Origin of the sequence: Streptomyces sp. NPDC127097 (genome assembly GCF_042724075.1) — a bacterium.
Classification (GTDB): domain Bacteria; phylum Actinomycetota; class Actinomycetes; order Streptomycetales; family Streptomycetaceae; genus Streptomyces.
Genome location: NZ_JBHXFI010000038.1, coordinates 37836 through 61045, shown reverse-complemented (window position 1 = coordinate 61045; position 23210 = coordinate 37836). Strand labels below are relative to the sequence as shown.

At 71.5% G+C, this 23210-nt stretch carries 19 protein-coding genes; 11 read left to right on the top strand and 8 right to left on the bottom strand.

The genetic code is table 11. The annotated features are described in order from the left end of the window. Positions 1 to 19 precede the first annotated feature (19 nt). From ACFWJW_RS25690 to ACFWJW_RS25675, 4 genes are all read right to left on the bottom strand, one after another. Positions 20 to 1144, bottom strand: coding sequence for an LLM class flavin-dependent oxidoreductase (locus tag ACFWJW_RS25690; protein WP_387245817.1), 1125 nt, complete (start codon positions 1142 to 1144; stop codon positions 20 to 22). A gap of 115 nt (positions 1145 to 1259) precedes the next feature. Further along, on the bottom strand, positions 1260 to 2045 hold the full coding sequence (locus ACFWJW_RS25685; RefSeq protein ID WP_387245815.1) for an SDR family NAD(P)-dependent oxidoreductase: 786 nt from the start codon (positions 2043 to 2045) through the stop codon (positions 1260 to 1262). A 47-nt stretch (positions 2046 to 2092) separates the two neighbouring features. Continuing rightward, complete coding sequence (locus ACFWJW_RS25680) at positions 2093 to 3004, bottom strand: LLM class F420-dependent oxidoreductase (protein WP_387245841.1); 912 nt, start codon at positions 3002 to 3004, stop codon at positions 2093 to 2095. Between the two features lie 182 nt (positions 3005 to 3186). Further along, the gene (locus tag ACFWJW_RS25675) at positions 3187 to 4407 is read right to left on the bottom strand and encodes an amidohydrolase family protein (protein WP_387245813.1); all 1221 of its coding nucleotides are present in this window, start codon (positions 4405 to 4407) and stop codon (positions 3187 to 3189) included. A 259-nt stretch (positions 4408 to 4666) separates the two neighbouring features. Here ACFWJW_RS25675 and ACFWJW_RS25670 point away from each other — a divergent pair, with 259 nt between their 5' ends. The 4 genes from ACFWJW_RS25670 to ACFWJW_RS25655 all read left to right on the top strand — a co-directional run bounded on the left by ACFWJW_RS25670 (position 4667) and on the right by ACFWJW_RS25655 (position 10398). Next, entirely contained in the window at positions 4667 to 7600 is a 2934-nt protein-coding gene (locus ACFWJW_RS25670; RefSeq protein ID WP_387245811.1) for a BTAD domain-containing putative transcriptional regulator, read from the top strand. Positions 7601 to 7815: 215 nt separating this feature from the next. Further along, positions 7816 to 8118: a hypothetical protein gene (locus ACFWJW_RS25665; RefSeq protein ID WP_387245809.1), complete on the top strand. Its 303-nt coding sequence runs from the start codon at positions 7816 to 7818 to the stop codon at positions 8116 to 8118. Between the two features lie 246 nt (positions 8119 to 8364). Continuing rightward, positions 8365 to 8559 (top strand): hypothetical protein, encoded by a 195-nt coding sequence (locus ACFWJW_RS25660; protein WP_387245807.1) that lies wholly within the window; start codon positions 8365 to 8367, stop codon positions 8557 to 8559. 252 nt (positions 8560 to 8811) lie between these two features. Next, complete coding sequence (locus ACFWJW_RS25655; RefSeq protein ID WP_387245805.1) at positions 8812 to 10398, top strand: class I adenylate-forming enzyme family protein; 1587 nt, start codon at positions 8812 to 8814, stop codon at positions 10396 to 10398. Positions 10399 to 10489: 91 nt separating this feature from the next. Here the strand turns inward: ACFWJW_RS25655 and ACFWJW_RS25650 are convergent, their stop codons facing one another. Beyond that, positions 10490 to 10972, bottom strand: a complete 483-nt coding sequence (locus ACFWJW_RS25650; protein ID WP_387245803.1) for a MarR family winged helix-turn-helix transcriptional regulator — start codon at positions 10970 to 10972, stop codon at positions 10490 to 10492. 123 nt (positions 10973 to 11095) lie between these two features. Between ACFWJW_RS25650 and ACFWJW_RS25645 the strand changes: the two genes are divergently transcribed. Continuing rightward, positions 11096 to 11818 (top strand): dienelactone hydrolase family protein, encoded by a 723-nt coding sequence (locus ACFWJW_RS25645; protein WP_387245801.1) that lies wholly within the window; start codon positions 11096 to 11098, stop codon positions 11816 to 11818. 264 nt (positions 11819 to 12082) lie between these two features. After that, on the top strand, positions 12083 to 12670 hold the full coding sequence (locus tag ACFWJW_RS25640) for a TIGR03086 family metal-binding protein (protein WP_387245799.1): 588 nt from the start codon (positions 12083 to 12085) through the stop codon (positions 12668 to 12670). Positions 12671 to 12702: 32 nt separating this feature from the next. Here ACFWJW_RS25640 and ACFWJW_RS25635 read toward each other — a convergent pair whose 3' ends face one another. Further along, complete coding sequence (locus ACFWJW_RS25635) at positions 12703 to 14343, bottom strand: FadD3 family acyl-CoA ligase (RefSeq protein ID WP_387245797.1); 1641 nt, start codon at positions 14341 to 14343, stop codon at positions 12703 to 12705. A 105-nt stretch (positions 14344 to 14448) separates the two neighbouring features. On the opposite strand from ACFWJW_RS25635, the gene ACFWJW_RS25630 reads away from it, so the two are divergent. From ACFWJW_RS25630 to ACFWJW_RS25620, 3 genes are all read left to right on the top strand, one after another. Beyond that, positions 14449 to 15600 carry a lipid-transfer protein gene (locus ACFWJW_RS25630; RefSeq protein ID WP_387245795.1) on the top strand — a complete coding sequence of 384 codons (1152 nt, stop codon included), beginning with the start codon at positions 14449 to 14451 and terminating at the stop codon, positions 15598 to 15600. A gap of 132 nt (positions 15601 to 15732) precedes the next feature. After that, positions 15733 to 16215 carry a Zn-ribbon domain-containing OB-fold protein gene (locus ACFWJW_RS25625; RefSeq protein ID WP_387245793.1) on the top strand — a complete coding sequence of 161 codons (483 nt, stop codon included), beginning with the start codon at positions 15733 to 15735 and terminating at the stop codon, positions 16213 to 16215. Then, entirely contained in the window at positions 16212 to 17030 is an 819-nt protein-coding gene (locus ACFWJW_RS25620) for an enoyl-CoA hydratase/isomerase family protein (protein WP_387245791.1), read from the top strand. Before ACFWJW_RS25625 ends, ACFWJW_RS25620 begins: the two co-directional genes overlap by 4 nt. Positions 17031 to 17051: 21 nt before the next feature. Here the strand turns inward: ACFWJW_RS25620 and ACFWJW_RS25615 are convergent, their stop codons facing one another. Beyond that, positions 17052 to 17588, bottom strand: coding sequence for a hypothetical protein (locus ACFWJW_RS25615; RefSeq protein ID WP_387245789.1), 537 nt, complete (start codon positions 17586 to 17588; stop codon positions 17052 to 17054). Positions 17589 to 17793: 205 nt separating this feature from the next. Here ACFWJW_RS25615 and ACFWJW_RS25610 point away from each other — a divergent pair, with 205 nt between their 5' ends. After that, positions 17794 to 18744, top strand: a complete 951-nt coding sequence (locus tag ACFWJW_RS25610; protein ID WP_387245787.1) for a hypothetical protein — start codon at positions 17794 to 17796, stop codon at positions 18742 to 18744. 159 nt (positions 18745 to 18903) lie between these two features. Here the strand turns inward: ACFWJW_RS25610 and ACFWJW_RS25605 are convergent, their stop codons facing one another. Next, complete coding sequence (locus tag ACFWJW_RS25605; protein ID WP_387245785.1) at positions 18904 to 21546, bottom strand: PQQ-binding-like beta-propeller repeat protein; 2643 nt, start codon at positions 21544 to 21546, stop codon at positions 18904 to 18906. Between the two features lie 940 nt (positions 21547 to 22486). On the opposite strand from ACFWJW_RS25605, the gene ACFWJW_RS25600 reads away from it, so the two are divergent. Continuing rightward, positions 22487 to 23134: a TetR family transcriptional regulator gene (locus ACFWJW_RS25600; RefSeq protein WP_042156052.1), complete on the top strand. Its 648-nt coding sequence runs from the start codon at positions 22487 to 22489 to the stop codon at positions 23132 to 23134. Positions 23135 to 23210 lie beyond the last annotated feature (76 nt).

The window sequence follows — 23210 nt, the reverse complement described above, 5'->3', positions numbered from 1 at the left end:
CCCCTTCCCCTCGGCGGATTCAGCTGCCCGTGGCCTGCCGGAACCGGGTCGTGCGGTGCACCGGATCGGTGTCGATCTTCGGGATCACGTGCTCGCCGATGAGCTTGACCGTGTTCATGGTGTCCTCGTACGAGATCCCGATCGGCAGCCCGAAGCTCAGCTGATCGGCGCCGGCCTGCTCCCAGCGCTTGCACTGCCCGAGCACCTCGTCCGGGTCGCCGCAGATCATCAGCTCCTCGGCGATCAGCAGCTCGATGATCTCGGTGGTGTAGTCGGGCAGCAGCTCGGGCCACTCGGGGATGCCCTCGGGCCGCGGGAAGGTGTCGTGGTAGCGGAAGACCAGCGACTGGAGGTAGTTGAGTCCCCCGTTGACCGCGATCTCCACGGCCTTGTCGTGCGTCTCGGCGCATATCGCCGTCGAGGTGACCATCACGTTGTCGTTGACGAAGTCACCGATCGGCTCGGCGTCCCGGATCGCCGTCTTGTACTGCTCCAGCACCCACTCCATGTCGGAGACCTTCTGCACGCTGAAGCCGAGGACGCCCAGACCCTTCTTCGCCGCCATGGCGTACGAGGTCGGCGAGCCGGCCGCGTACCACATCGCCGGGTGCGCGGCCCCGAACGGCTTGGGGAAGATCTTGCGCGGCGGCAGCTGCCAGTGTTTGCCCTGGAACCCGGGGTACTCCTCCTGGAGCCACATCTTCGGGAACTCGGCGATGGTCTCTTCCCAGATCTCCTTGGTGTGGTTCATATCGGTGATGCCCGGCAGGAACCCCAGGATCTCGTGGCTGCCGGCGCCCCGCCCGCTGCCGAATTCGAAGCGTCCCTCGCTGAGATGGTCGAGCATGGCGACCTTCTCGGCGACCTTCACCGGGTGGTTGACCTGGGCGAGGGGGTTGAAGATCCCGGACCCCAGATGGATCCGCTCGGTCGCGTGGGCCAGGTAGCCGAGGAAGACGTCATTGGCGGAGAGGTGTGAGTACTCCTCCAGGAAGTGGTGCTCGGACGCCCAGGCGTACTTGAAGCCGGACTTGTCCGCCTGGATGACGTACTCGGTCTCCTCCATCAGCGCCTTGTGCTCCGCGAGCGGGTCGGTCTCGGCCCGCTTGCCCACGTATCCCTGTACAAAGAGCCCGAATTCCAAGGAGGTTCACCGTCCCTGATGGCTATATCTGACGTACCGTCAGATTCGATGTGCCGACTGTTCCACCGCACCCGGAGAGCGTCAAGAGCCGTCACCGCACTTGCCTGACGTGCCGTCAGATAATGCTGACCCCCGCCAGCCACCCGCCGTCGACCACGAACGGCTGCCCGGTGATGTACGACGAGTCCTCGCACGACAGGAAGAGCGCCAGCTTGGCGACCTCCTCCGGCTGCCCGATCCGCCCCAGCGGCACCAGCTTCTGGTAGAGCTCGTCCACCGCCCGCTTCGACTCGGCCGGATCGACGGCCGGATCGAGCGCGGCCGGGTTGGCCATCGGGGTGTCCACCGCCCCCGGGCACACCGCGTTGACCCGGATCTTCCTGGCCGCCAGCTCCACCGCGGCGACCCGGGTCAGCCCGAGGACGGCATGCTTGGTCGCGGCATACGCGCCGACGAAGGCCATCCCGGTCAGCGCCGTGTACGACGCGGTGTTGACGATCGTGCCGCCGCCGGCCGCCTCGATCTCCGGCGCCACCGTACGGATCCCGAGGAAGCAGCCGACCTGGTTGACCTGCACCACCTGCTGGAACTCGTCCAGCGGCGTCGACACCAGCTCGTTGAAGCGCAGGATCCCCGCGTTGTTGACCAGCCCGTCGATCTTCCCGAAGGTGTCCTTGGCGGCGACGACCGCGGCCTGCCAGTCCGCCTCCCGCGTCACATCCAGCGGGACGTAGCGCGCGGCCCCCTCCCCCAGTTCCCTGGCGAGCGCCTCGCCCTGCGCGTCCAGCACATCGCCGAGCACGACCTTCGCGCCCTCCGCGACGAACAGCCGCGCCTCCTGCTCCCCCTGCCCGCGCGCCGCACCCGTGATGATGACGACCCGCCCGTCGAGCTTGCCCATACCCGCACTCCTTGGCTGATGAGTTGCTCTTGCGCCCGTCCGGGCCGTCAGCCGTTCAGCAGCGGCGCGACCTCCGACCCGAACGCCACCATCTGATCGGTCAGTTCACCGCGGCTCCGGCTGCGGAACCGCACCTGGATCTGCTGCACACCCATCGCGCGGTACTCCCGCAGCGAGTCGGCGATCCGCTCCGCCGCCCCGGACAGCGTCCGCCGGCCGACCGCCCACCCCGGCTCGCCGACGTACAGCGGCTCGGCGATGGTGCCGATCACCACCGGCTCCCCGATTCCGGCCGCCTCCCGAAGCCGCCGCAGCCTGGTGATCTGGCCGGGCAGCTGGTCGCGCCGGTCGCCCTGCGGGAGCCAGCCGTCGCCGCGCTCGGCGGCCCGGCGGACGGCGGCGGGCGAGGAGCCGCCCACCCAGATCGGCGGGCGCGGCGCCTGCACCGGCCGCGGCGCCTGCCCCAGCCCCTCGAACGCGAACCGCTCGCCCGCGAACTTGGGGAACTCCTCCGGCCCCAGCGCCACCTTCAGGGCATCGATGGTCTCGTCCAGCACCGCCCCGCGCCCCCCGAAGTCCACCCCGAGCACCGCGAACTCCTCCGCCACGTGCCCGGCGCCCACCCCGAGGATCAGCCGCCCGCCGGAGAGCCGGTCCAGCGTCGCGTACTGCTTGGCCGTGATCAGCGGATGCCGGAGCCCGGCCACCGCCACATGACTCAGCAGCCGGACCCGCTCCGTCACGGCGGCCAGATGCGCCAGCGTGGCCACCGGGTCGTACCAGACGGTGCTCATCGCCTCGGCCAGCCGCCGCGGAATCGCGAGATGCTCACAGCAGGCGAGGTACGCGAACCCGCAGCGGTCCGCCACCCGCGCGATCTCGACCAGATCACCGGGCCCCGCGGCCGCCTCCCAGCTCTCCGCGAAGAGCGTGCTCTGCGACTGCACCGGCAATTGCATGCCGTACACCAGCCGCCCGTCCTCCGGCCGCCACACCTCGTCACGCACGCCGTCCACCGCCCCTCCAGCTATATCTGACGTACCGTCACATAGCTTGCGCGGGACATCGTGGCGCCTGGCGCGGCACCAGGCAAGGGGTGCGGGCCGATGGGGGCGGCCCCGGCATCAGCCCTCGTCCGCGCTCACGCGCCCGCCCAGAGCCCCTCCGCCGTCAGCCCCAGCAGCGAGATCGCGTTCCCCCGGACGATCCGCTCCACCACGTCCGGCGCCAGATGCCCCATCTGGGACTCGCCGACCTCCCTCGACTTCGGCCAGGTCGAGTCCGAGTGCGGGTAGTCCGTCTCGTACAGCACGTTCCCCACGCCGATCGCGTCCAGGTTCTTCAGGCCGAAGGCGTCGTCGAAGAAGCAGCCGTAGATGTGCTCGGTGAAGAGTTCGGACGGCGGGCGGCGGACCTTGTCGGCGACGCCGCCCCAGCCGCGGTTCTCCTCCCAGACCACATCCGCGCGCTCCAGGACGTACGGGATCCAGCCGATCTGCCCCTCGGCGTACATGATCTTCAGGTCCGGGAAGCGCTCGAACTTTCCGCTCATCAGCCAGTCGACCATCGAGAAGCAGCAGTTGGCGAAGGTGATCGTCGAGCCGACGGCCGGCGGCGCGTCCGCGGAGGTCGAGGGCATCTTGCTGGACGAGCCGATGTGCATGGCGATGACCGTGCCGGTCTCGTCGCAGGCGCGCAGGAACGGGTCCCAGTAGTCGGTGTGGATGCTGGGCAGCCCGAGGTGGGGCGGGATTTCGCTGAAGCAGACGGCCCGGACGCCGCGGGCCGCGTTGCGCCGTACCTCCGCGGCGGCCAGCCCGGCGTCCCACAGGGGGATGAGCCCGAGCGGGATCAGCCGCCCCCGCGCCTGGGGGCCGCACCACTCCTCCACCATCCAGTCGTTGTAGGCACGCACCCCCAGCAGCCCCAGTTCGCGGTCCTTGGCCTCGGTGAACGTCTGGCCACAGAAACGGGGGAAGGTCGGGAAACAGAGCGCCGACTGGACATGATTGACATCCATGTCGGCCAATCGGTCCGGCACGCTGAAGGAGCCCGGCCGCATCTGTTCGTAGGTGATGCCTTCGAGTTTGATGTCGTCGCGCGCATAGCCGACGGCCGTGTCGAGGCGGGTCAGCGGACGGTGCAGGTCTTCATAGACCCACCAGTCGGCCATGGGCCCGTCGTCACCGACGGCACCCATCTTTGGAGCGAATTTTCCGCCCACGAAGCTCATTTCCTTCACCGGCGCCCGGACTATGCGCGGGCCGGTGTCCTGGTACTTCGACGGGAGCCGGTCCCGCCAGACGTTGGGGGGCTCCACCGTGTGGTCGTCCACCGAGATGATCTTCGGGAAGGTCTCCATGGCGGATACCGTAGCGCCGATCTGACGATGCGTCAGCTAGTGCGGGAAGACGGACCGGATGCCAGGGGGCGCACGGAAGCTTCACCTCCGCGCCCCTGCCCTGCGCCGCCCCGCATCCGGCACCGATCGTCCGAGGAGGCTTTGTGGACGGTCCGGACCCCTACTGACGTAAGCAGCCGCGACAAGGCAGACTGGCCGTTGCACACAGCGAGGCAGTGCGCACAGCGCGAACAGATGCCACACACGGCAGGGGGGCACCATGGACGACGGTCCGGGGCGGGAGCGGCTCCGCTTCACCGTGCTCGGTCCCGTACGGGCTTGGCGCGGCGCGACACCGCTGGCAGCGGGCTCCCCGCAGCAGCGGGCGCTGCTCGCCGCGCTCTTGCTGCGCGGCGGGCGCACCGCCACTGCGCCCGAACTCGTCGACGCCCTCTGGGGCGACGAGCCGCCGCATGCCGCACTCGCCGCGCTGCGCACCTACGCCTCCCGGCTCCGCAAGGCCCTGGGCGAGGACGCCGACGCCCTCGTCAGCGAGTCCGGCGGCTATGCGATCCGCCCGGTGGACGGCCGCCCGCTGGACCTCGACCACGATCACGCCGAGCAGTACGCCGCCGAGGCGGAGAAGGCCCGGGCGGCCGGTGACCGCAGCCGCGCCCGTGAACTCCTCGACAAGGCACTGGCGTTGTGGGACGGCGAACCGCTGGCCGGCCTCGCGGGCCCGTACGCCGACACCCAGCGCACCCGCCTCGACGAGTGGCGGCTCTCCCTGATGGAGACCCGCTTCGAACTCGAACTGGAACTCGGCTGCCATGCCGAGGCGGTGTCCGAGCTGACCGCGCTGACCGCCGCGCACCCACTGCGCGAGCGGCTGCGCGAGCTCCTCATGCTCGCGCTGTACCGCAGCGGACGGCAGGCCGAGGCGCTCGCGGTGTACACCGACACCCGCCGGCTGCTCTCGGACGAGCTGGGGGTCGACCCCCGCGCCTCGCTCTCCGACCTCCAGCAGCGGATTCTTCAGGCGGACCCGGATCTGGACGCACCCGCCGTCAGCTTCGACAAGGACCCGGCCGGCCCCGCGGTGGTGCGTCCCCAGCAGCTCCCGGCCACGGTCGCCGACTTCACCGGCCGCGCCGCCTTCGTCACCGAGCTCGGCGACCAACTCGCCACCGCCGAGGGCAGCGTGATGGCCGTCTCGGCCCTGACCGGCATCGGCGGCGTCGGCAAGACCACCCTCGCCGTCCATGTGGCCCACGCCGCCCGCGACCACTTCCCCGACGGACAGCTCTACGTCGACCTCCAGGGCGCCGGCCACAACCCCTCCGAACCGGTCGCCGTCCTCGGCGCCTTCCTGCGCGCCCTGGGCACACCCGACGCCTCCATCCCCGACGGCCTGGAGGAGCGTTCGGCGCTCTTCCGCTCCGTCCTGGCAGGCCGCCGGGTGCTGGCCCTCCTGGACAACGCCCGGGACGCCTCCCAGGTCCGGCCACTGCTGCCCGGCACGGAGGGCTGCGCCGCCCTGATCACCAGCCGCGCCCGCATGATCGACCTGGCCGGTGCCCATCTCATCGACCTGGACGTGATGAGCCCGGAGGAAGCCCTCGCGCTCTTCACCCGCATCGTCGGCGAGGAGCGGGTCACCTCGGAACGGCAGGCCGCCATGGCGGTCGTCGGGGCCTGCGGCTTCCTCCCGCTGGCGATCCGTATCGCCGCCTCCCGGCTGGCCGCCCGCCGTACGTGGACGGTGTCCATCCTGGCCCGCAAGCTCGGCGACGAGCGCCGCCGGCTGGACGAACTCCGGGCCGGCGACCTCGCCGTGAAGGCCACCTTCGAGCTGGGCTACAAGCAGCTGGAGCCCGCGCAGGCCCGTGCCTTCCGGCTGCTGGGGCTGGCGGACGGCCCGGACATCTCGCTGGCCGCGGCCGCCGCCGTACTCGACATGGACGCCGAGGACACCGAGGAACTCCTCGAATCCCTCGTGGACACCTCGCTCCTGGAGTCCGCCGCACCGGGCCGCTACCGCTATCACGACCTGGTACGGCTCTACGCGCGTGCGTGCGCCGAACGCGATGAACACCCGCCGTCCGAGCGGGACATGGCGGTCTCCCGGCTGCTGGACTTCTATCTGGCGACCGCCGCCCGGATGTACGCGCTCGAACGTCCGGGTGACCGTCTGATCGACCACATGGAGAGCACCAACTACCCCGGCCTCGTCTTCGCCGACCGGGCGGCGGCCCTGGAATGGCTGTTCAACGAGGCCGGCTGCCTGCTCGCCTGTGCCCGGCAGTCCAGCAGCCCGGACACCCTGCGCCGGGCCGCCGATCTGTTGCAGCTCACGAAGGACCTGGCCGAGTCCGGTGCCGACGCGCTCCAGTACGAGCAGGTCAATGCCGCGCTGCTGACGGCCGCCCGGGAGGCCGGGGACCAGCACGCGGAAGCGCGTTTCCACCTCGCGCTCACCTATGTCCGGACGTTGTCGGGACGCCTGGACGAGGCCGATGAGAACGCCAAGTCCGCCATGCTGCTCGGACTTGCCTGCGAGGATCCCTACGTCTGCTCGTTCGCACCCAACGACCGCGGGATCATCGCCAACGCGCAGCACCGGCACGCCGACGCGGAGGGCTATCTCCGGCAGGCCCTGACCGCTTTCCGCGACGACGGGAACCGGCAGGCCGAGGCCAGCGCGCTGTGCAACCTTTCCCGCGTCTATCTGGACACCGGGCGGGTGGACAGCGCCATTGACCTGGCGGAGGAAGGGCTGTCGATATACCGCCGGCTGGGCGCCAAACGCCGGCTCGCCAACGGTATGTACGCCCTCGCTCTCGCGTACACCCAGGCCATGCGGCTGGAAGAGGCGACCGAGCAGCTGACCGCCGCGCTGGCCATCTTCAAGGACAGCCGGCAGCGCTTCTGGGAAGGGATGACCAACTTCCGGCTCGCCGAGGTCGAGCTCGCCGCCCGCCGTCCCGCCACCGCCGCCAACCACGCCGAACAGGCGCTGACCGCGCTGCGCGGCATCGGCGGCGATTCCTGGCGCGCCACGGTCCTGACCACCCTGGGGCGGGCTCTGCACGCCCTCGGGCAGACCGGCCGTGCAAGGGTGTGCTGGCAGGAGGCGCTGGCGACGTTCGAGCGCCTGGGTTCCTCTGACGGCACCGCTGTGCAGGCACTTCTCTCGCCCACCGTGGTCGCATAAGCGCGTTCATCCGGCGGTGGACTCCGACGTTTATCGATCGTTCATCGCGGCGGGCCACTCTTATCAACATCGATCCGCCGCCTCGGGGGGCAAGCGGCTCGGTGCCCAGGCCGCAGAGTTATCGTGAGCGGCCATGCTACGCCCGTCCGGCGACCCACGGGGGAGTCGCCGGCCGGGTGACCAAGCAGTAAGCGCCCACACAGGAGTTGATCCAAGTGAACGCCGACAACAAGGCCGCTGTCCCAGGTGAGCGGGACATCATCCGGCCCATGGACAACCACCAGCCCATCAGCGGAGCCGGCGTCAGCACGCAGGTGAAGAAGTCCGAAGACCGGGACGTCCTCAAGCCCATGGACAACCACCAGCCCATCAGCGGGGCCGGGGTCGCCACCCAGGTGAAGAAGTCCGAGGACCGGGACATCCTCAAGCCCATGGACAACCACCAGCCGATCGCCACGCCCCTGGCTGACGACAATCACCAGCCCACTCCGGGGAACGGCGTTTCGCAGAAGGACTGACGCCCGTTCACTACGACTCCGAGTGAAGGCCCGTCAAACCAACGGGGGGGGTATTCGGGGGATCGCAGGGGCCGGTTTCGATGGCGCGGAGGGGATGCCATCGAAAACCGGCCCCTGCGGCGTTTTTGCCTTCCGCAGCAGAACTGGCGATATCTCTCGCATTTCCATGATGATCGAACATCTGCCCGCAATTACCGCTAGCGTGTTTCGGGAACGTCAACCTTCCCCCTTCTCCGAGGAGTTGGAATGACCCACACAAAGAAGGTCTTTATCGTCGCCGGTATCGCGCTGGCCGCACTGGGCGTCGCCGCGCTCCCTGCAACGGCCGACAACCACATACCCAGCCCGCCGCACTCCCTCGCGGCGCAGGCCGTCCACTCCCCGGCGATATCGCTGAACCACCCCGCCCCGCTGTCGCCGATGGACAACCACATGCCCTGATCGCACCACGGCGCGCACGCGGCATATCGCACAGCGCCCTGGCCGCCGGCATTCGATGCGAGGCGTGACACAGAACGGGGGCCGGGCTGACGCTCGGGCCCCGTTGTTCTTTTTTCCGCCCCATGGGCCGGTGCGTGACGGATCACCCGGCACCGCCGAGTTTCTCTCCTGACCTACATCTGACGTTTCGTCAGATCCGGTGCTACAGTGCCGCGGCACTCATCTGCCCCGCCAGCAGCCAGGAGGCGCCCCATGTTCGAGCCCGCCCGCATACGGACGCTCTGGGAACTGGTCGAGTACCGCGCGCGGGTCTCGTGCGGGGTGCCGATGTTCTTCGACGGGGGCGGGGGGAGCGTCACCTTTGACGGGGTGCGGGACGAGGCACTGCGGGTGGCGGCCGGGTTGCGGGAGAGCGGGGTCGGGGCCGGGACGCGGGTGGCGTGGCAGTTGCCGACGCGGATCGAGACGGTGATCGTGTCGTTGGCGCTGGCCAGGCTGGGGGCCGTGCAGACGCCCGTGATTCCGCTGCACCGGGAGCGGGAAGTCGGCTTCATCCTGGCGGAGTCGGCGGCGGAGTTCGTGCTCGTACCCGGCGTGTGGCGGGGGTTCGATCACACCGCGATGGTCCGGAAGCTCGCCGGGGACGGGGTGCGGGTGCTGCCGGTCGGGGACGGGCTGCCCACGGCGGACCCGGCCGGGCTGCCTGCCGCGCCGTCCGGTGGGGACGGGGCCACCACCTGGATCTACTACACCTCCGGCACCACCTCCGCCCCCAAAGGGGTGGAGCACACCGATGCGTCGCTCATCGCCGGTGGCGTCGGGCTGGCCACCGCGCTCGGCATGACCGCGGACGACATCGGCTCGATCGCCTTTCCGTACGCGCATATCGCCGGTCCGGACTATGTCATCGCCATGCTGGTCAGCGGATTTCCCGCGGTCATCCTGGACACCTTCGAGCCGCGGCGGGCGGCCGCCGTCTACCGGCGGCACGGGGTCACCATGGCGGGCGGCAGCACCGCGTTCTACCAGGCGTTCCTGGACGAGTCGCGCCGCTACCGGCAGCAGTTGCCGCAGGCGGGGCGGCTGATTCCGTCGCTGCGGCTGCTGTCCGGCGGCGGGGCGCCGATGCCACCGGAGCTGTATGCGGCGGCCGGGCGGGAGCTGGCGTGCGCGATCGTGCACGGGTACGGAATGACCGAGTGTCCGATGATCGCGATGGGCACGCCGTACGACAGCGACGAGCAGCTCGCGCGGACGGTCGGCAGGCCGGTGGCGGGCGCGCGGGTGCGGATCGTCCGGCCGGACGGGTCCGCGGCCGGGGCCGGGGAGAGCGGTGAGGTGACGGTCGGGGGCCCGATGCTGTTCCGGCGCTACACCGATCCGGCGCTGACCGCCGAGGCGTTCACCGCCGACGGCTCGTTCCGCACCGGCGACCTGGGGTATCTGCGCCCCGACGGGCATCTGGTGCTGACCGGGCGGCTCAAGGACATCATCATCCGCAAGGGCGAGAACCTCTCCGCGCAGGAGATCGAGGAGCTGGTGCGCACCCATCCGGCGGTGGCCGAGGCCGCGGTGATCGGGCTGCCGGACCGGGAGCGCGGCGAGCGGGTGTGCGCGGTGGTCACGCCCGCCGATCCGGCCGCACCGCCGCTGACCCTGGACGGGCTGACCGCGCATCTGCGGGCGGCCGGGATGATGACACAGAAACTGCCGGAGCAACTGGAGACCGTCGGTGAAATGCCGCGCGGCGGGCCGCTGAACAAGGTGCTCAAGACGGTGCTGCGGGAGCGGTATACGAAGTCGGGGCGGTATACGGAGCCGGGGCGGTGCACTGAGTAGGGGCATGGCCCGGATGCGGCAGACACGGACGGCACCCGGGAGACAGCGCCTCGGGCGGCGTTGATGGGGATGTGGCTGCCGCTGCGCGGGGTCAGGTGGTCCGGGTGTGGTGGTCCAGCAAGCGGGTCAGCAGGTGCACGAGCTGGTCGCGTTCGGCCGGACTCAGCGGTGCGAGCAGTTCGTCGTGGAGGTCGTCCAGGACCTTGTCGAGGCGGGGCAGGCGACGGCGGCCCCGGGCGGAGATCGTGATGATGTTGCGGCGCCGGTCCTCGGGGTCCGGCACCCGCTCGACGAGGTCACGCTCGGCCAGTTCGTTGAGCACGCCGACCAGGTCGCTGCGGTAGATGCCGGTGCGCCGGCTCAGCGTCGCCTGGCTGCCCGGCCCGTACTCCTGGAGCGAGGCGAGCACGGCGTAGTGCCACTTGCGGGCGTCGGCCCGGGCCAGCCCCGCATTGATCAGCCGGTCCGACCGCGCGGTCAGCTGCGACAACAGCCGGCTCGCCTGCCGGCGCAGCCTGGCGGGCGTCTGGCGCGCGCCGTCGTCGGGCAGGTCCGCGGCTTCGGCTCCGGTCATGGCGCCCATCCTACTCATTGCGTTAGTCCGACTAACGATGTACGTTCGGCCCCACCGAAACCGTTAGTGGAATAAACGTTTTCGGTGAACTCCAAGGAAGGGTGTTCCGCTATTCCCGCAGAGATGTTGCAGATTCCCACCACGGACGGCCAGGCCGATGCCTTCGCCGCCTTTCCCGACGACGGCGAGCGGCACCCAGGGGTGCTGATGTACGCGGACGGCTTCGGCATCCGGCCCGTGCTGACGGAGATGGCCCGTGAACTGGCCGGGCACGGGTACTACGTACTCGTCCCCAACTTCTTCTACCGGCACGGCCCGGCACCGGTGATCGAACTTCCCGAGTACATCGGAGAAGAGGCCCGGCCCGCGGTCTTCGCCCAGCTGATGCCCTTGATCGAGGCGCACACCGCCGAACGTGCCCTGCGCGACGCCGACGCCTACCTCAGGTTCCTCACCACCCGGCCCGAGGTCGGCGCCGGCCCGGTCGCGGTGACCGGCTACTGCATCGGCGGCCTCCTGGCGATGCGCACCGCCGCGGCCCACCCCGGCCAGGTGGCCGCCGTCGCCGCGTTCCACGGCCCCGTGGGCGCCGACGGGCCGGACAGCCTCTCCCGGATCACCGCCCAGGTCCACCTCGGCCACGCCGCATCCGACCTGACGCCCGAGGCCCTCGGCGAGCTCAACCAGGCCCTGGACGCCGCGGGTGTCGACCACACGTCCGAGATCTACCCGGGCACCGTCCACGGCTTCACCATGGCCGACACCGACGCCTTCGACCCCGCCGCCCTGCGGCTGCACTGGGACCGCCTGCTCCCCCTCCTCGGCCGCACCCTGGCCGACGGCTGAGGCACCGGCCCGGAAGCGACACCGAAGTCGGTGGCGGCGTCTGTCCGGCGCCCGGTCTGGTCAGCGGGCGTCAAGACGCCGTCATCACCCACGACACCGGCCCGTCCCCGCTCCGCCAGACAGCCCCCAAGCGGGGCCGGGCCGCGGTGTGGCGATGAGTTCCGGGGGCCGGTGGAGTCTTCACTGGGAGTGGCAGCGCGTGGGGGCGGGCCGCACCGGTGGCGGCCCGGCAGCACGCACCGGCAGGACGGAAGGACCCGGACGATGACCGAGACGATCGACTTCGCGACGCAGGCCCGGCTGGTGTCGCAGCTCGCGGCCCGGACCGCCGATGAGCAGCTCGAAGCCCCCACGCCCTGCGAGGACTACGCGGTGCGCCATCTGCTGGGGCACCTCGTCGGCCTGACCGCGGCCTTCCGGGAGGCGGCGCGCAAGAACCTCGGGGTGATGACGAACACCGCCCCCGGTGCGTCGGTGCCCGATGTGGAGTCCGGCTGGCGCACCGAGCTGGACCGGAATCTGCGCGGGATGACGGAAGCCTGGCACGCCCCGGAAGCCTGGGAGGGCGAGACCCAGGCCGGCGGAGTGACCCTGCCCGCGGCCATCGCGGGGCGGATCGCGCTCAACGAGCTGGTGCTGCACGGCTGGGACCTGGCGCGTGCCACTGGTCAGGAGTACGCGCCCGACGCGGCAAGCCTCGGGGTCTCGTATGCGCTGCTGGCGCCCTCGGCCGCGGGCGGGGACCGCGGGCCGTTCGGCACGCCGGTAGCGGTGGCGGCGGATGCCCCGCTCCTCGACCAGGTGGTGGCGCTCAGCGGCCGCCGGCCCGACTGGACGCCGCCGGCGTCGTAGCCGGGGGCCCGGACGGCCGGCGGGCGGCCCGGTCACCCGGCGGGCGCGGGCCCCGGGGCGCCCTCCCGCAGCCGGGTCTTGAGGATCTTGCCGCTGGCGTTGCGCGGGAGGGCGGTGACGAAGGTGACCTCCCGCGGGACCTTGTAGTTGGCCATCTCGCGGCGGGACCAGGCGATCAGATCGTCGGCGGTGAGCAGGGAGCCGGCGCGGCGGACCGCATAGGCCCGGCCCACCTCGCCGAGCCGGGAATCGGGGATGCCGACGACGGCGACCTCGGCGATGTCCGGGTGGCGGCCGAGGAGTTGCTCTATCTCGGCCGGATAGGCGTTGAAGCCGCCGACGATGAACATGTCCTTGATGCGGTCGGTGATCCGGAGGTTGCCGTCCGCGTCGAGCACACCCACGTCGCCGGTGCGCAGCCAGCCGTCCGGGGTGATCGCACGGGCCGTGCCGGCCGGGTCCTCGAAGTAGCCGGACATCACGTGGTAGCCGCGGACCAGCACCTCGCCGGGCTCGCCGGGCGGCACCGGGCGGTCCGCGGCGTCGACGATCCGGACCTCGGTGCCGGGGAGGGCCCGGCCGGAGGTCGCGGCGATCACCTCGGGCGGATCGCCGCGGCGGCACATCGTGACGACGCCGGAGCTCTCCGAAAGGCCGTACGCGGTCAGGACGGTGGAGATCTTCAGCTCGCCGCGCAGCCGCTCGACCAGCTCCAGGGGGACCACGGCGGCGCCGGTGACCACCAGGCGCAGCGCGGAGAGGTCGTGCCGGCCGCGGTCGGGGTGGTCGAGGAGCTGCTGATGGAGGGTGGGCGGGCCGGGGAGGACGGAGATCCGTTCGGCGGCGATCTTGGCGAGCGCGGTCTCCACGCTGAAGACCGGCTGCGGGATCATCGTCGCCCCGCGCAGCAGACAGGCGATGATCCCGGCCTTGTAGCCGAAGGTGTGGAAGAACGGGTTGATGATCAGGTAGCGGTCGCCCTCCCGGAGGCCGGCCAGTTCGCTCCACATGTCGTAGGCGCGCAGGGTCTGGGCATGGGTGATCACGGCGCCCTTGGGGCGGCCGGTGGTGCCGGAGGTGAAGACGATGTCCGAGGGGGCGTCGGAGCGCAGGGCGTCGGCCCGGCGGCGGACGGTCTCCGCGGACACCGCGGCGCCGTCGGCGAGGAACTCCTGCCAGGTGGCGAAGTCGGCGGGGGCGTCGTCGGAGAGCACCACGACCTTCTCCAGCCGCGGGAGGCCGGGCAGCGGGCCGGCGCCGGTGCCTTCCCGGGCGGCGCGGCGGAGTGCGGCGAGGTAGGACGTGCCGAGGAAGGTGCCGGTGATGAAGAGGAGCCGGGCGCGGGTGCGGCGCAGGACGTAGGCGGCCTCGGTGCCCTTGAAGCGGGTGTTGACGGGGACGAGGACGGCGCCGGCGGTGACGGCCCCGAGGGCGGAGACGATCCAGTCGAGGGTGTTGGGCGCCCATACGGCCACCCGGTCGCCGGGCGCGACCCCCGAGGCGATACAGGCCGCCGCCGCCCGCTCCACCCGCTCGCCCAGCTCGGCGTACGAGACCCGGGTGCGGCCCTCGACCACGGCTTCCCGGGAGCCGTACCGCCGGGCGGCCGCGCGCACCAGACGGGGGATGACGCCGTACTCCAGGTCCGCCCGCGCATCCACGTCGTCGTGCATCGCACTGCCTCCCGCCGAAGAGCTGTACGCCACTAGCTGACTGACCGTCAGATTAGCGGTAGCCTCCTCCGCTGTCAGCACTGGCGACCGACCACGGAGGTGGCGATGGGGCCGACCCTCAAGGACGCTACGGCGATAGCCGGTATCGGACAGACCCCGTTCGCCCGGCAACTCCCGGAATCCGAGAAGACCCTGGCCTGCCGGGCGATCCTCGCGGCGCTGGACGACGCCGGGATCGCCCCCTCGGAGGTGGACGCCTTCGCCTCGTACACCATGGAGGAGACCGACGAGGTCGAGATAGCCAAGGCCATCGGCGCCGGGGACCTCACGCACTTCTCCAAGGTCGGCTTCGGCGGCGGGGGTTCCTGCGCGACGGTGGCGCATCTGGCCGCCGCCATCGCCACCGGCCAGGCGAGCGTGGGCGTCGCCTGGCGGTCCCGTAAACGCGGCTCGGGACCGCGCCCCTGGAAGAACACCCAGGTGCAGCTGCCCACCCCGGGACAGTGGACCCGCCCCTTCGGACTGCTGCGCCCCGCCGACGAGATCGGCATGCTGGCCCGCCGCTATATGCACGAATACGGCGCCACCCGCGACCACCTCTTCAATGTCGCGCTCGCCTGCCGCAACCGGGCCAACCAGAACCCGGCCGCGATCATGTACGAACGGCCGCTGACCCGCGAGATGTATATGACCGCCCGCTGGATCAGCGAGCCGCTCTGCCTGTTCGACAACTGCCTGGAGACCGACGGCGCGCTGGCCTGCGTCGTGGTCTCCGCCGAGCGCGCCCGCGACTGCCGGCAGCGGCCCGTTTACGTGCACTCCGCGGCCCAGGGACTGCCCGCCCAGCACCACGGCATGGTCAACTACTGGACCGACGACCCGCTCACCGGCCCGGCCTGGACGGCCGCCCGGCACCTGTGGAAGGGCGCCGACCTCGGACCGCAGGACGTCGACGTGGCACAGATCTATGACGCCTTCACCCCCCTGATCCCCCTCTCGCTGGAGGGCTACGGCTTCTGCGGACGCGGTGAGGGCGCGGCCTTCACTGAGGGCGGCGCGCTGGAGACCGGCGGCCGGCTCCCGCTCAACACCGGCGGCGGCGGCCTCTCCGAGGCGTACGTACACGGTTTCAACCTGATCAACGAAGGCGTCAAGCAGCTGCGCGGCACCAGCACGGCGCAGGTCCCCGACGCCGCCACCTGTCTGGTCACCGCGGGCGAGGGCGTGCCCACCTCGGCCCTGCTGCTGAGGAGTTGATACGCCTTGAGCCCTCGTGATGCCGCACCCGAGTCCGTGCGGGAAAGCGTGTGTGAGCCCGTTAGTGAGTCCGCACGGGAGTCCGTTCCCGAGCCCGTTCGTGAGCCCGTCCGTGAGTCCGTTCGCGATGCCATGACACCGAGCGTGACACCCGCCACTGACAATCGCTCCGGCAGCGGCGCCGGCCTGCTGCTTCCCGTCCCGGACGACGACGGCGCCCCGTTCTGGGAGTACGCCGCCCGGGGCGAACTGCGCATCCAGACCTGCGCCGACTGCGACACCCTGCGCTTCCCGCCCCGGCCCTGCTGCCCGCACTGCCGGTCCTTCGCCGCCGGCTGGCGGCGGATGAGCGGCCGCGGCCGTATCTGGTCCTTCGTCCTGCCGCACCCGCCGCTGCTGCCCGCGTACGCCGAGCAGCCGGGCTACAACGCGATCATCGTGGAGCTGGCCGAGGCCCCGGGCATCCGCCTCGTCGGCAACCTCGTCACCGCCGCCGACGCCCCGCTGAACTCCGTCGACCCGGCCCGGCTGCGCATCGGCGCCCCGGTGAAGGCCGTCTTCCACACCATGCCAGGAGGCGTGACCGTACCCCGCTGGCTCCTGGAGCGGCCATGACGGTCCGCACCGAGCGCGCGGACGGGGTCGCGCTGATCACCCTCGACCGGCCCGCGCGGCACAACGCCATCGATCTCGCCACCGCCACCGAACTCACCGCGATCTGGCGGGAGTTGCGCTTCGACGACACCGTACGGGCCGCGGTGCTCACCGGCGCCGGCGGCCGGGCCTTCTGCACCGGCATCGACCGCTCCGTCGACGTCCCCCAGCCGTCCTCCCCCTACTCCGTCGACGATCCGCTGCTCCATATCGGCCCGAAGGCCAACGACCTGTGGAAGCCGGTCATCGCCGCCGTCGAGGGCATGGCCTGCGGCGGCGCGTTCTACCTCCTGGGCGAGGCCGAGTTCCTCATCGCCGCCGAGAACGCCACCTTCTTCGACCCGCACACCACCTACGGGATGGTCAGCGCGTACGAATCCGTCTTCATGGCCCAGCGGATGCCCTACGGGGAGGCCGCCCGGCTGGCCCTGATGGGGACGGCGGAGCGGCTGGGCGCCTCCCGGGCGTACGAGATAGGTCTGGTCTCCGAACTGACCGCCCCCGGCGCCGCGGCCGAGGTGGCACTGCGCCGCGCGGCCGTGCTCGCCGCCCAGCCGACCGGGGCGGTCCAGGGCACCGTACGCGCCCTGTGGGCGGCCAAGGAGGCCGCCAGATCGCAGGCCCTGGCGCACGCCCCGCAGCTGATCGCGCTGGGAAATCTGCCCCCGGACCGCCAGGCCGGACTGTTCGCCGACCGGAAGCGGCACGACGGCCGGCCCGGCAAACAGGACGGGAGGCAAGACGGCGGACGGAGCGATGCCCCCTTGGTCAGGTGACCCCCCTACGGGCCTTGTGCGTCACATACGGGTCTTGTGCGCCCGGGTGATCTCGCAGGTGAACCAGAACTGCCCGATGGAGGACTGATTGACGGTGTACTTGGCGGTGTACGTCTCGGTGTCCCCGGGGCCGACGGTGATCGAGCGCTCATGCAGCCCGTACGCCTTGCCGTCGGCCGGCTTCGCCTTCATCCAGTTGACGGCCATGTCGTAGGAGAAGGAGTCGTTCATGGACGGGTTGGTGATGGAGACCGTGTAGGTGAACTGGCGCAGCGAATCGGAGAAGTCGCAGCCGCTGCCCCTGACATCCGACCGCCCGTCCGGGTCGTAGGTCTCCTGGGTCGGCGAGGGCGAGTAGGTGGGCTCGTACGACGAGGACGCGGACGCGTCGTACGAGCTGGAGTAGGTGGGGCTCGGGAAGGAGACCGGCACCTTCACCCGGGGCCGGCCGAAGGCGCAGCCGCTCACCGTGGCCACCGTCGCCAGCGCCAGTCCGGCCGCGACCGCCGCCCTGATACCCGTACGGGCGCCCCCGTAGGTGCCCGTGCCCGTGCGCATGCGCTGCTGCATTCTGCCCATCCCCCGTGAAAACTCTGAGCTCATCACTCTTCAATTGACGCGTGCACGGCACCCTAGCAAGCGCGGGTGACACCCCTTACGGGCCCCGGCAACGCGGGCGGGCGTACTTGTCTCGCGAGTACCAGGGCGCAGGCGTAGCGTCGGTCCCGGAGGATGACCGGACGACCCGAAGCGAGGCGAGCCCGTGGTGCGCAACGTTCTCGGGTCGCTGATCGCCCTCGCCGGAGCGGCGGCCGCCGTCTGGAGCCCCTTCCGTCCCTGGTACGACGGCCGTCACGGCAGCGACGTGCGGATCGAGGACCTCTTCAACGGGGTCACCCGCAACAGCGCCGCACTCTTCGGTTCCGTCCTCCTCCCCATGGCGTTCGCCGCCCTGCTGACCCTGATCGGTGTCGCCCTGCGCTCCCGGGGACTGGTCGCCCTCGCGGGCCTGGTGGTGCTGGGCTTCACGATTCTGTGGATGGTCCGCCAGGGCCAGGCCGCGAGCGAACTGACGGCCGGCGCCCGGGGCCTGGGGGTGGGCGTCGCCAACGCCCTGGGCGGCGGCGCGCTGCTGCTGCTCGGCGCCCTGATCATGCGGGGCCGCCCCAGCCGGGCCTACGGCCCGGACTACGACGACCGGCCGTACGACGACGGCCGCTATCCGCACGACGAGCGCTACGACGAACGCGCACCCTACGACCCGTACGCGCCCTATCCCCCGGGGACGCCCGAACCGTGGGACGCGGGCCGCCCGGGGGCCGAGGAGTGGAATCCGGAGCCGTACCCGACCGGCCCCACCCCCGCCGCCGGCCCCCCGGCCGGACCCGGAGGCGGCCCGTACGGGCAGGGGGAGGAAACCCCCACCACTCCCCTGCCGGTCACCCCGCCCCCGCCACCGCCTCCGCAGCAACAGCAACAGCAACAGTGGACGCAAGCACAACAACAGCCGCAGCAACCGCCCCCGCAGCAGCCACAACCACAGCGGCCGCCGCCCCCTCCTCCGCCGCCGTCCCGCCCCGGCCATCAGCAGCCGCCGACACCACCGGTGGAGTGGGGCAGGGAGCACCGTCCGCCACGCCCCACCCAGGCCGAGCAGCCCGAGCCGCGCGAACAGCCCGAACGGCGTGAACGCCCCCCGGAGGAACGGGAGTAGACCCACGGGCGGATACGGGGGCGGCGGCCGCCCGCCCCTCAGACGATGGCCCACCCCTTAGGTGACAGGCGCGTCCCCTACGGGAAGCGGCGCGCAGCCCGTCCGTCCCCTACGGGAAGCGGCACGCAGCCCGGCCCCGCCTCACGGCCCCGCCCCGCCTCACGACCGCCGCGCCAGCCCCGTCCCCTTGGCCGCGTCCAGCGCGTACACACAACGGTCCTTGCTGCACGCGTACACCACACCGCCGACCGCCACCGGCGAGCCGGTGATCTCGCCGCCGGTCGCCAGCTTCCAGCGCAGCTGGCCGCCCATCGCATCCAGCGTGTAGAGGCAGTGGTCGGCGGAGCCGAAGTGCACCCGGCCCTCCGCGACGACCGGGGCGCCGATGACCTCCGCGCCGGCCTGGAACCGCCAGCGCGGGGTGCCGGTCACCGCGTCGAGCGTGTAGAGCGCCTTGCCGCTGCCCAGATGGACCGCACCGTGCGCGACCAGGACCGGCTCGGTGGACTGCCGTGCCTCGGTGGCGATCCGCCAGCAGTCGCGGCCGTCCGCCGGGTCGAGGGCGTAGACCGTGCCGAGATAGTCCGCCAGATAGACCCCGCCGCCGGTGACGGCCGGGCCGGGGGCGAAGGCGGGCGGGCTCAGGAACACCGCGGGCGCCTCGAAGTGCCAGCGCACGTCACCGCGGGCGATGTCGATCGCCAGCACCCGGGTACCGGCCACGACATAGACCGCACCGTCCGACGCCGGCAGCAGCCGCATCGGCACCCCGCCGCAGGCCGCGGCGTCGCCCACCGGATACGACCAGCGCTCGGCGCCGGTCCGGGCCTCCAGTGCCTTGAGCCGGGCGTCGGCCCACACGAAGACCGTGCCCTCGTGCACCACGGGCCCGGCCTCGGCGGTCTCGAAGTCGGTCTGGACGCCGCCGGTCTCCCACAGCAGCTCGCCGTTGGCGGCCTCCCATGCCTGGACGCCGCCGCCGCGGGTGCTGGTGACGACGGTCCCGCGGTCGACCTTGAGGGCGTAGACCCAGCCCTCGGTGTTCAGCCGCCAGCGCTCGGTGCCGTCGTCGGCGTCCAGCGCGTACAGGCTCGGGCCGTCCGAGGCGTGGATCCGGCCGTCCGCGACGGCCATCGCCCAGGCGACGTCACGGGTTTTGAACTTGCGGCGTCCGCTGGCCACATCGAGCGCATGCACCTCGAAGGAGGTGACGTAGAGCAGGTCGTCGGCGACGGCGGGGGTGCCCCACACATCGTTCGACATCCGGAACCGCCAGGGGCGCCAGCGGCCCGGCTCGGGCGGCGCCTCGGGCGGCGGGGGCGGCGCGGCCTCGTTGCGGGCCGGGCTCTCCCCGCCGTTGGCCGGCCCCTGCGGGGGCACGCCGGTCGTGGGTCCGGCGCCGGGCGGCCGTACCCAGTTCGTCGCGGCACCGGCCTGCGCGCGCGGCGGCGGAGCGTCGGCGCGCGGCCCCGGCCCTATGGCGGCGGGCGAGCCGCCGAGCTGTACGGGACCGGCGGCGCCGTCCCCGGGAGCGGCCGACGGGACGGGCGGTGCGGAGGACAGCGCGGCGGCGGGGGACGGGGCGGCCGGCGGCGGTGCGGAGACCGGGGTCACCCGGGCCGTCGAGACGTCCGGGCCGAGTGCCGCGGGCTGCGGCATCGGGCCCGGATGGCCACCGCGCGGATCGCTGCCGCGGTGCGCGCCGGGGCCCGCGCCGATCTGGCCGGGCCAGCCGGACTCCGCGGCGGCGGGGACGCTCTCCGGCCGCGGCGGCGCGTGGACGGGCTGCGCGGCGGGCATCGGGGGTGACGCGGGCGGGGCCGGCGGCGCGGCGGGCGCCGGGCGGCCGGCCCCGCGGCCGGAACCGGCCCGCTGACCGTTGCCGGGTACGGCGGTGCGGCCGCCGCGCCGGCTCTCGATGAGGCCCACCGCGCCGGGCGGCAGCCAGGCCGAGGCGGTACCGCTGTCGTCGCTGCCGGAGCCGAAGAGGTGCGGCGCGAGCTGGGACTGGAGATCGGCGGGGGACGGCCGCTGGCCGGCCTCCATCTGCATACAGGACTCCATGAGCGGACGGAGTTCGTCCGGCAGGCCCGTCAGGTCGGGGCCCTCCCGCAGCAGCATGAAGACGGTCTCGACGGGGTTGGCGCCATGGAACGGCGCATGGCCGGTGGCGGCGAAGACCAGCGTCGACCCGAGGGAGAAGACATCGCTGGCGCCCGTGACACTGCGTGAGTCCCGGGCCTGCTCGGGCGACATGTAGGCGGGCGTGCCCACGGCCACATTGGTCATCGTCAGCCGGGTGTTGGACACCCCGGAGGCGATACCGAAGTCGATCACCCGCGGGCCGTCCTCGACGACCAGCACGTTCGACGGCTTCAGGTCGCGGTGTACCAGGCCCGCGCCGTGGATGGACTGAAGCGCCTCGGCGATCCCGGCCGCCAGCCAGCGCACCGCCTGGGCCGGGAGCGGCCCGCACTCATTGACTATTTCCTCTAGAGAGGGCGCGGGGACATAGGCGGTCGCGAGCCAGGGCACCGCCGCGCGCGGGTCGGCGTCCACCACCGCGGCCGTGTAGAAGCCACTGACCGCGCGGGCCGCCTCGACCTCGCGGGTGAAGCGGACCCGGAACAGCTGGTCCTCGGCGAGCTCGGTACGCACCGTCTTGATCGCCACGCGCCGCCCGGACGCCGAGCGCGCGAGATAGACCAGTCCCATGCCGCCGGCCCCGAGACGACCGAGCACCTCGAACGGGCCGATCCGCCGGGGATCGTGCTGCGTCAGCTGCTTCAGCTGCTCCACCACTTACCTGCCACCTCCCCGTGGGGCGTAAAAGAGACTCTCCATAGCCACGAACCGCCGAGAGCCACTGCCCCGTGCAGCGTCTCCCCGCCTGCGGCGAGGACTGTCGAAACGGCCGTACGCGTGCTGATTCTTCCTGGCCGAGCCGACGGTTGCGAACCCGGGGCCTGTCCGCCGTGTCACGGCATCTCTCCCCCCACCCGCTCCGGTCCCGTTACCCGATGTCACCCCACCCCGCCTGACGTGCTCCGATACGTCCGCCGACGGGCGATTGACCACGGGGTTACCGATCGGTTCCGGGTCCCCTGCGCGGGGCACCGCCGACTATCTGGACGTTCACCATTCCGTTTGACGCGCACATGAGGAAATCGGTTGAGTCCTCGGCGCATCCGGTGGCCGCGGTGGCCGGATCCACGCCGTTCCACCGGCCGCACGCACCCATCCCCCACCGGTCCTGCCCTCCCCGTCGTCGCGTGCGGCCCCAGGCCCCAATTCTGCGCGTTCGAAGGTCATTTCGGTGCCAGCGCGCCGGGCGTGGCGCCTTGATTGATGTACGGGCAGCGGAGAGTGGCAGCCGCCAGGGCGGCCATATGTCCAAGCTAGCGCCGGTTCGCGTAGTCCGCCCGCCAGGGATTCGAACGGGTAATCGACTCCGGCGGCGCCGGGAGGGGGTGGCGGGACCGGCGGAGGAGCGGCGGTGAAGTCCAACCGGCGGCCGTCGGCGTGCACTTGCCGCACGGAGGGTGACCGCTTATCCACCAAAGTTGTCCACAGGCTGTTGATAACACTGTTCACTGGTTCGGACCAAGCGGTGCCATACGAGCCGCGACCGCGGCCGGGCCCGTCATCAAGGCACTCCCCGGGGCCCTGCACCCTTAACTCCCCCATCCCCATTTGCAGGCAGCCAAATCGCGCTCCGATCACCCCTCGGTAAGCTGACGGCATGACAGGACAAGTTCGAACCGTCGACGGCAGAGTTGCCGGCCGCCGCGGACAGGCGACGCGGCAAAAGCTTCTCGACTGCCTCAGTGAAATGCTCAGTTCGTCCCCCTATCGGGACGTCAAGGTCATCGATGTAGCCCGAAAAGCGGGGACTTCACCCGCAACGTTCTATCAGTACTTCCCGGACGTCGAGGGCGCCGTCCTCGAAATCGCCGAGGAGATGGCCAAAGAAGGCGCCACTCTGACCGATCTTGTCGCCGGACGCTCCTGGGTGGGCAAATCCGCCTGGCAGGCCGCGGAAGATCTGGTCGAGGGCTTTCTCTCCTTCTGGCGCAAGCACGACGCGATTCTGCGCGTCGTCGACCTGGGCGCGGCCGAAGGCGACAAGCGTTTCTACAAGATCCGCATGAAGATCCTCAATGCCGTCACCAACTCCCTTACGGACTCCATCAAGGACCTTCAGAGCAAGAACAAGGTCGACAAGGACGTGAGCCCGGCCGCCATCGCCGGCTCGATGGTCGCCATGCTGGCGGCGGTCGCCGCTCACCAGAAGGGCTTCCAGAGCTGGGGCGTGAAACAGGCCGAGCTCAAGCCGAATCTGGCGCTGCTGGTGCACCTCGGTGTCACCGGAAAGAAGCCGACCAAATAACGAAGCCACCGCGATAGCAGTCGGGGAAGCGGCCGGAGAAGCCGCCGCGCCTCGAAGTCCCGGTGCTCCCGGGACG

Excerpts from the sequence above, each read along its gene's own strand:
- ACFWJW_RS25685 (WP_387245815.1), bottom strand. The coding sequence starts at position 2,045 with ATGGGCAAGCTCGACGGGCGGGTCGTCATCATCACGGGTGCGGCGCGC.
- ACFWJW_RS25680 (WP_387245841.1), bottom strand. The coding sequence starts at position 3,004 with ATGCAATTGCCGGTGCAGTCGCAGAGCACGCTCTTCGCGGAGAGCTGG.
- ACFWJW_RS25675 (WP_387245813.1), bottom strand. The coding sequence starts at position 4,407 with ATGGAGACCTTCCCGAAGATCATCTCGGTGGACGACCACACGGTGGAG.
- ACFWJW_RS25670 (WP_387245811.1), top strand. The coding sequence starts at position 4,667 with ATGGACGACGGTCCGGGGCGGGAGCGGCTCCGCTTCACCGTGCTCGGT.
- ACFWJW_RS25660 (WP_387245807.1), top strand. The coding sequence starts at position 8,365 with ATGACCCACACAAAGAAGGTCTTTATCGTCGCCGGTATCGCGCTGGCC.
- ACFWJW_RS25655 (WP_387245805.1), top strand. The coding sequence starts at position 8,812 with ATGTTCGAGCCCGCCCGCATACGGACGCTCTGGGAACTGGTCGAGTAC.
- ACFWJW_RS25650 (WP_387245803.1), bottom strand. The coding sequence starts at position 10,972 with ATGACCGGAGCCGAAGCCGCGGACCTGCCCGACGACGGCGCGCGCCAG.
- ACFWJW_RS25645 (WP_387245801.1), top strand. The coding sequence starts at position 11,096 with ATGTTGCAGATTCCCACCACGGACGGCCAGGCCGATGCCTTCGCCGCC.
- ACFWJW_RS25640 (WP_387245799.1), top strand. The coding sequence starts at position 12,083 with ATGACCGAGACGATCGACTTCGCGACGCAGGCCCGGCTGGTGTCGCAG.
- ACFWJW_RS25635 (WP_387245797.1), bottom strand. The coding sequence starts at position 14,343 with ATGCACGACGACGTGGATGCGCGGGCGGACCTGGAGTACGGCGTCATC.
- ACFWJW_RS25630 (WP_387245795.1), top strand. The coding sequence starts at position 14,449 with ATGGGGCCGACCCTCAAGGACGCTACGGCGATAGCCGGTATCGGACAG.
- ACFWJW_RS25625 (WP_387245793.1), top strand. The coding sequence starts at position 15,733 with ATGACACCGAGCGTGACACCCGCCACTGACAATCGCTCCGGCAGCGGC.
- ACFWJW_RS25620 (WP_387245791.1), top strand. The coding sequence starts at position 16,212 with ATGACGGTCCGCACCGAGCGCGCGGACGGGGTCGCGCTGATCACCCTC.
- ACFWJW_RS25615 (WP_387245789.1), bottom strand. The coding sequence starts at position 17,588 with ATGCGCACGGGCACGGGCACCTACGGGGGCGCCCGTACGGGTATCAGG.
- ACFWJW_RS25600 (WP_042156052.1), top strand. The coding sequence starts at position 22,487 with ATGACAGGACAAGTTCGAACCGTCGACGGCAGAGTTGCCGGCCGCCGC.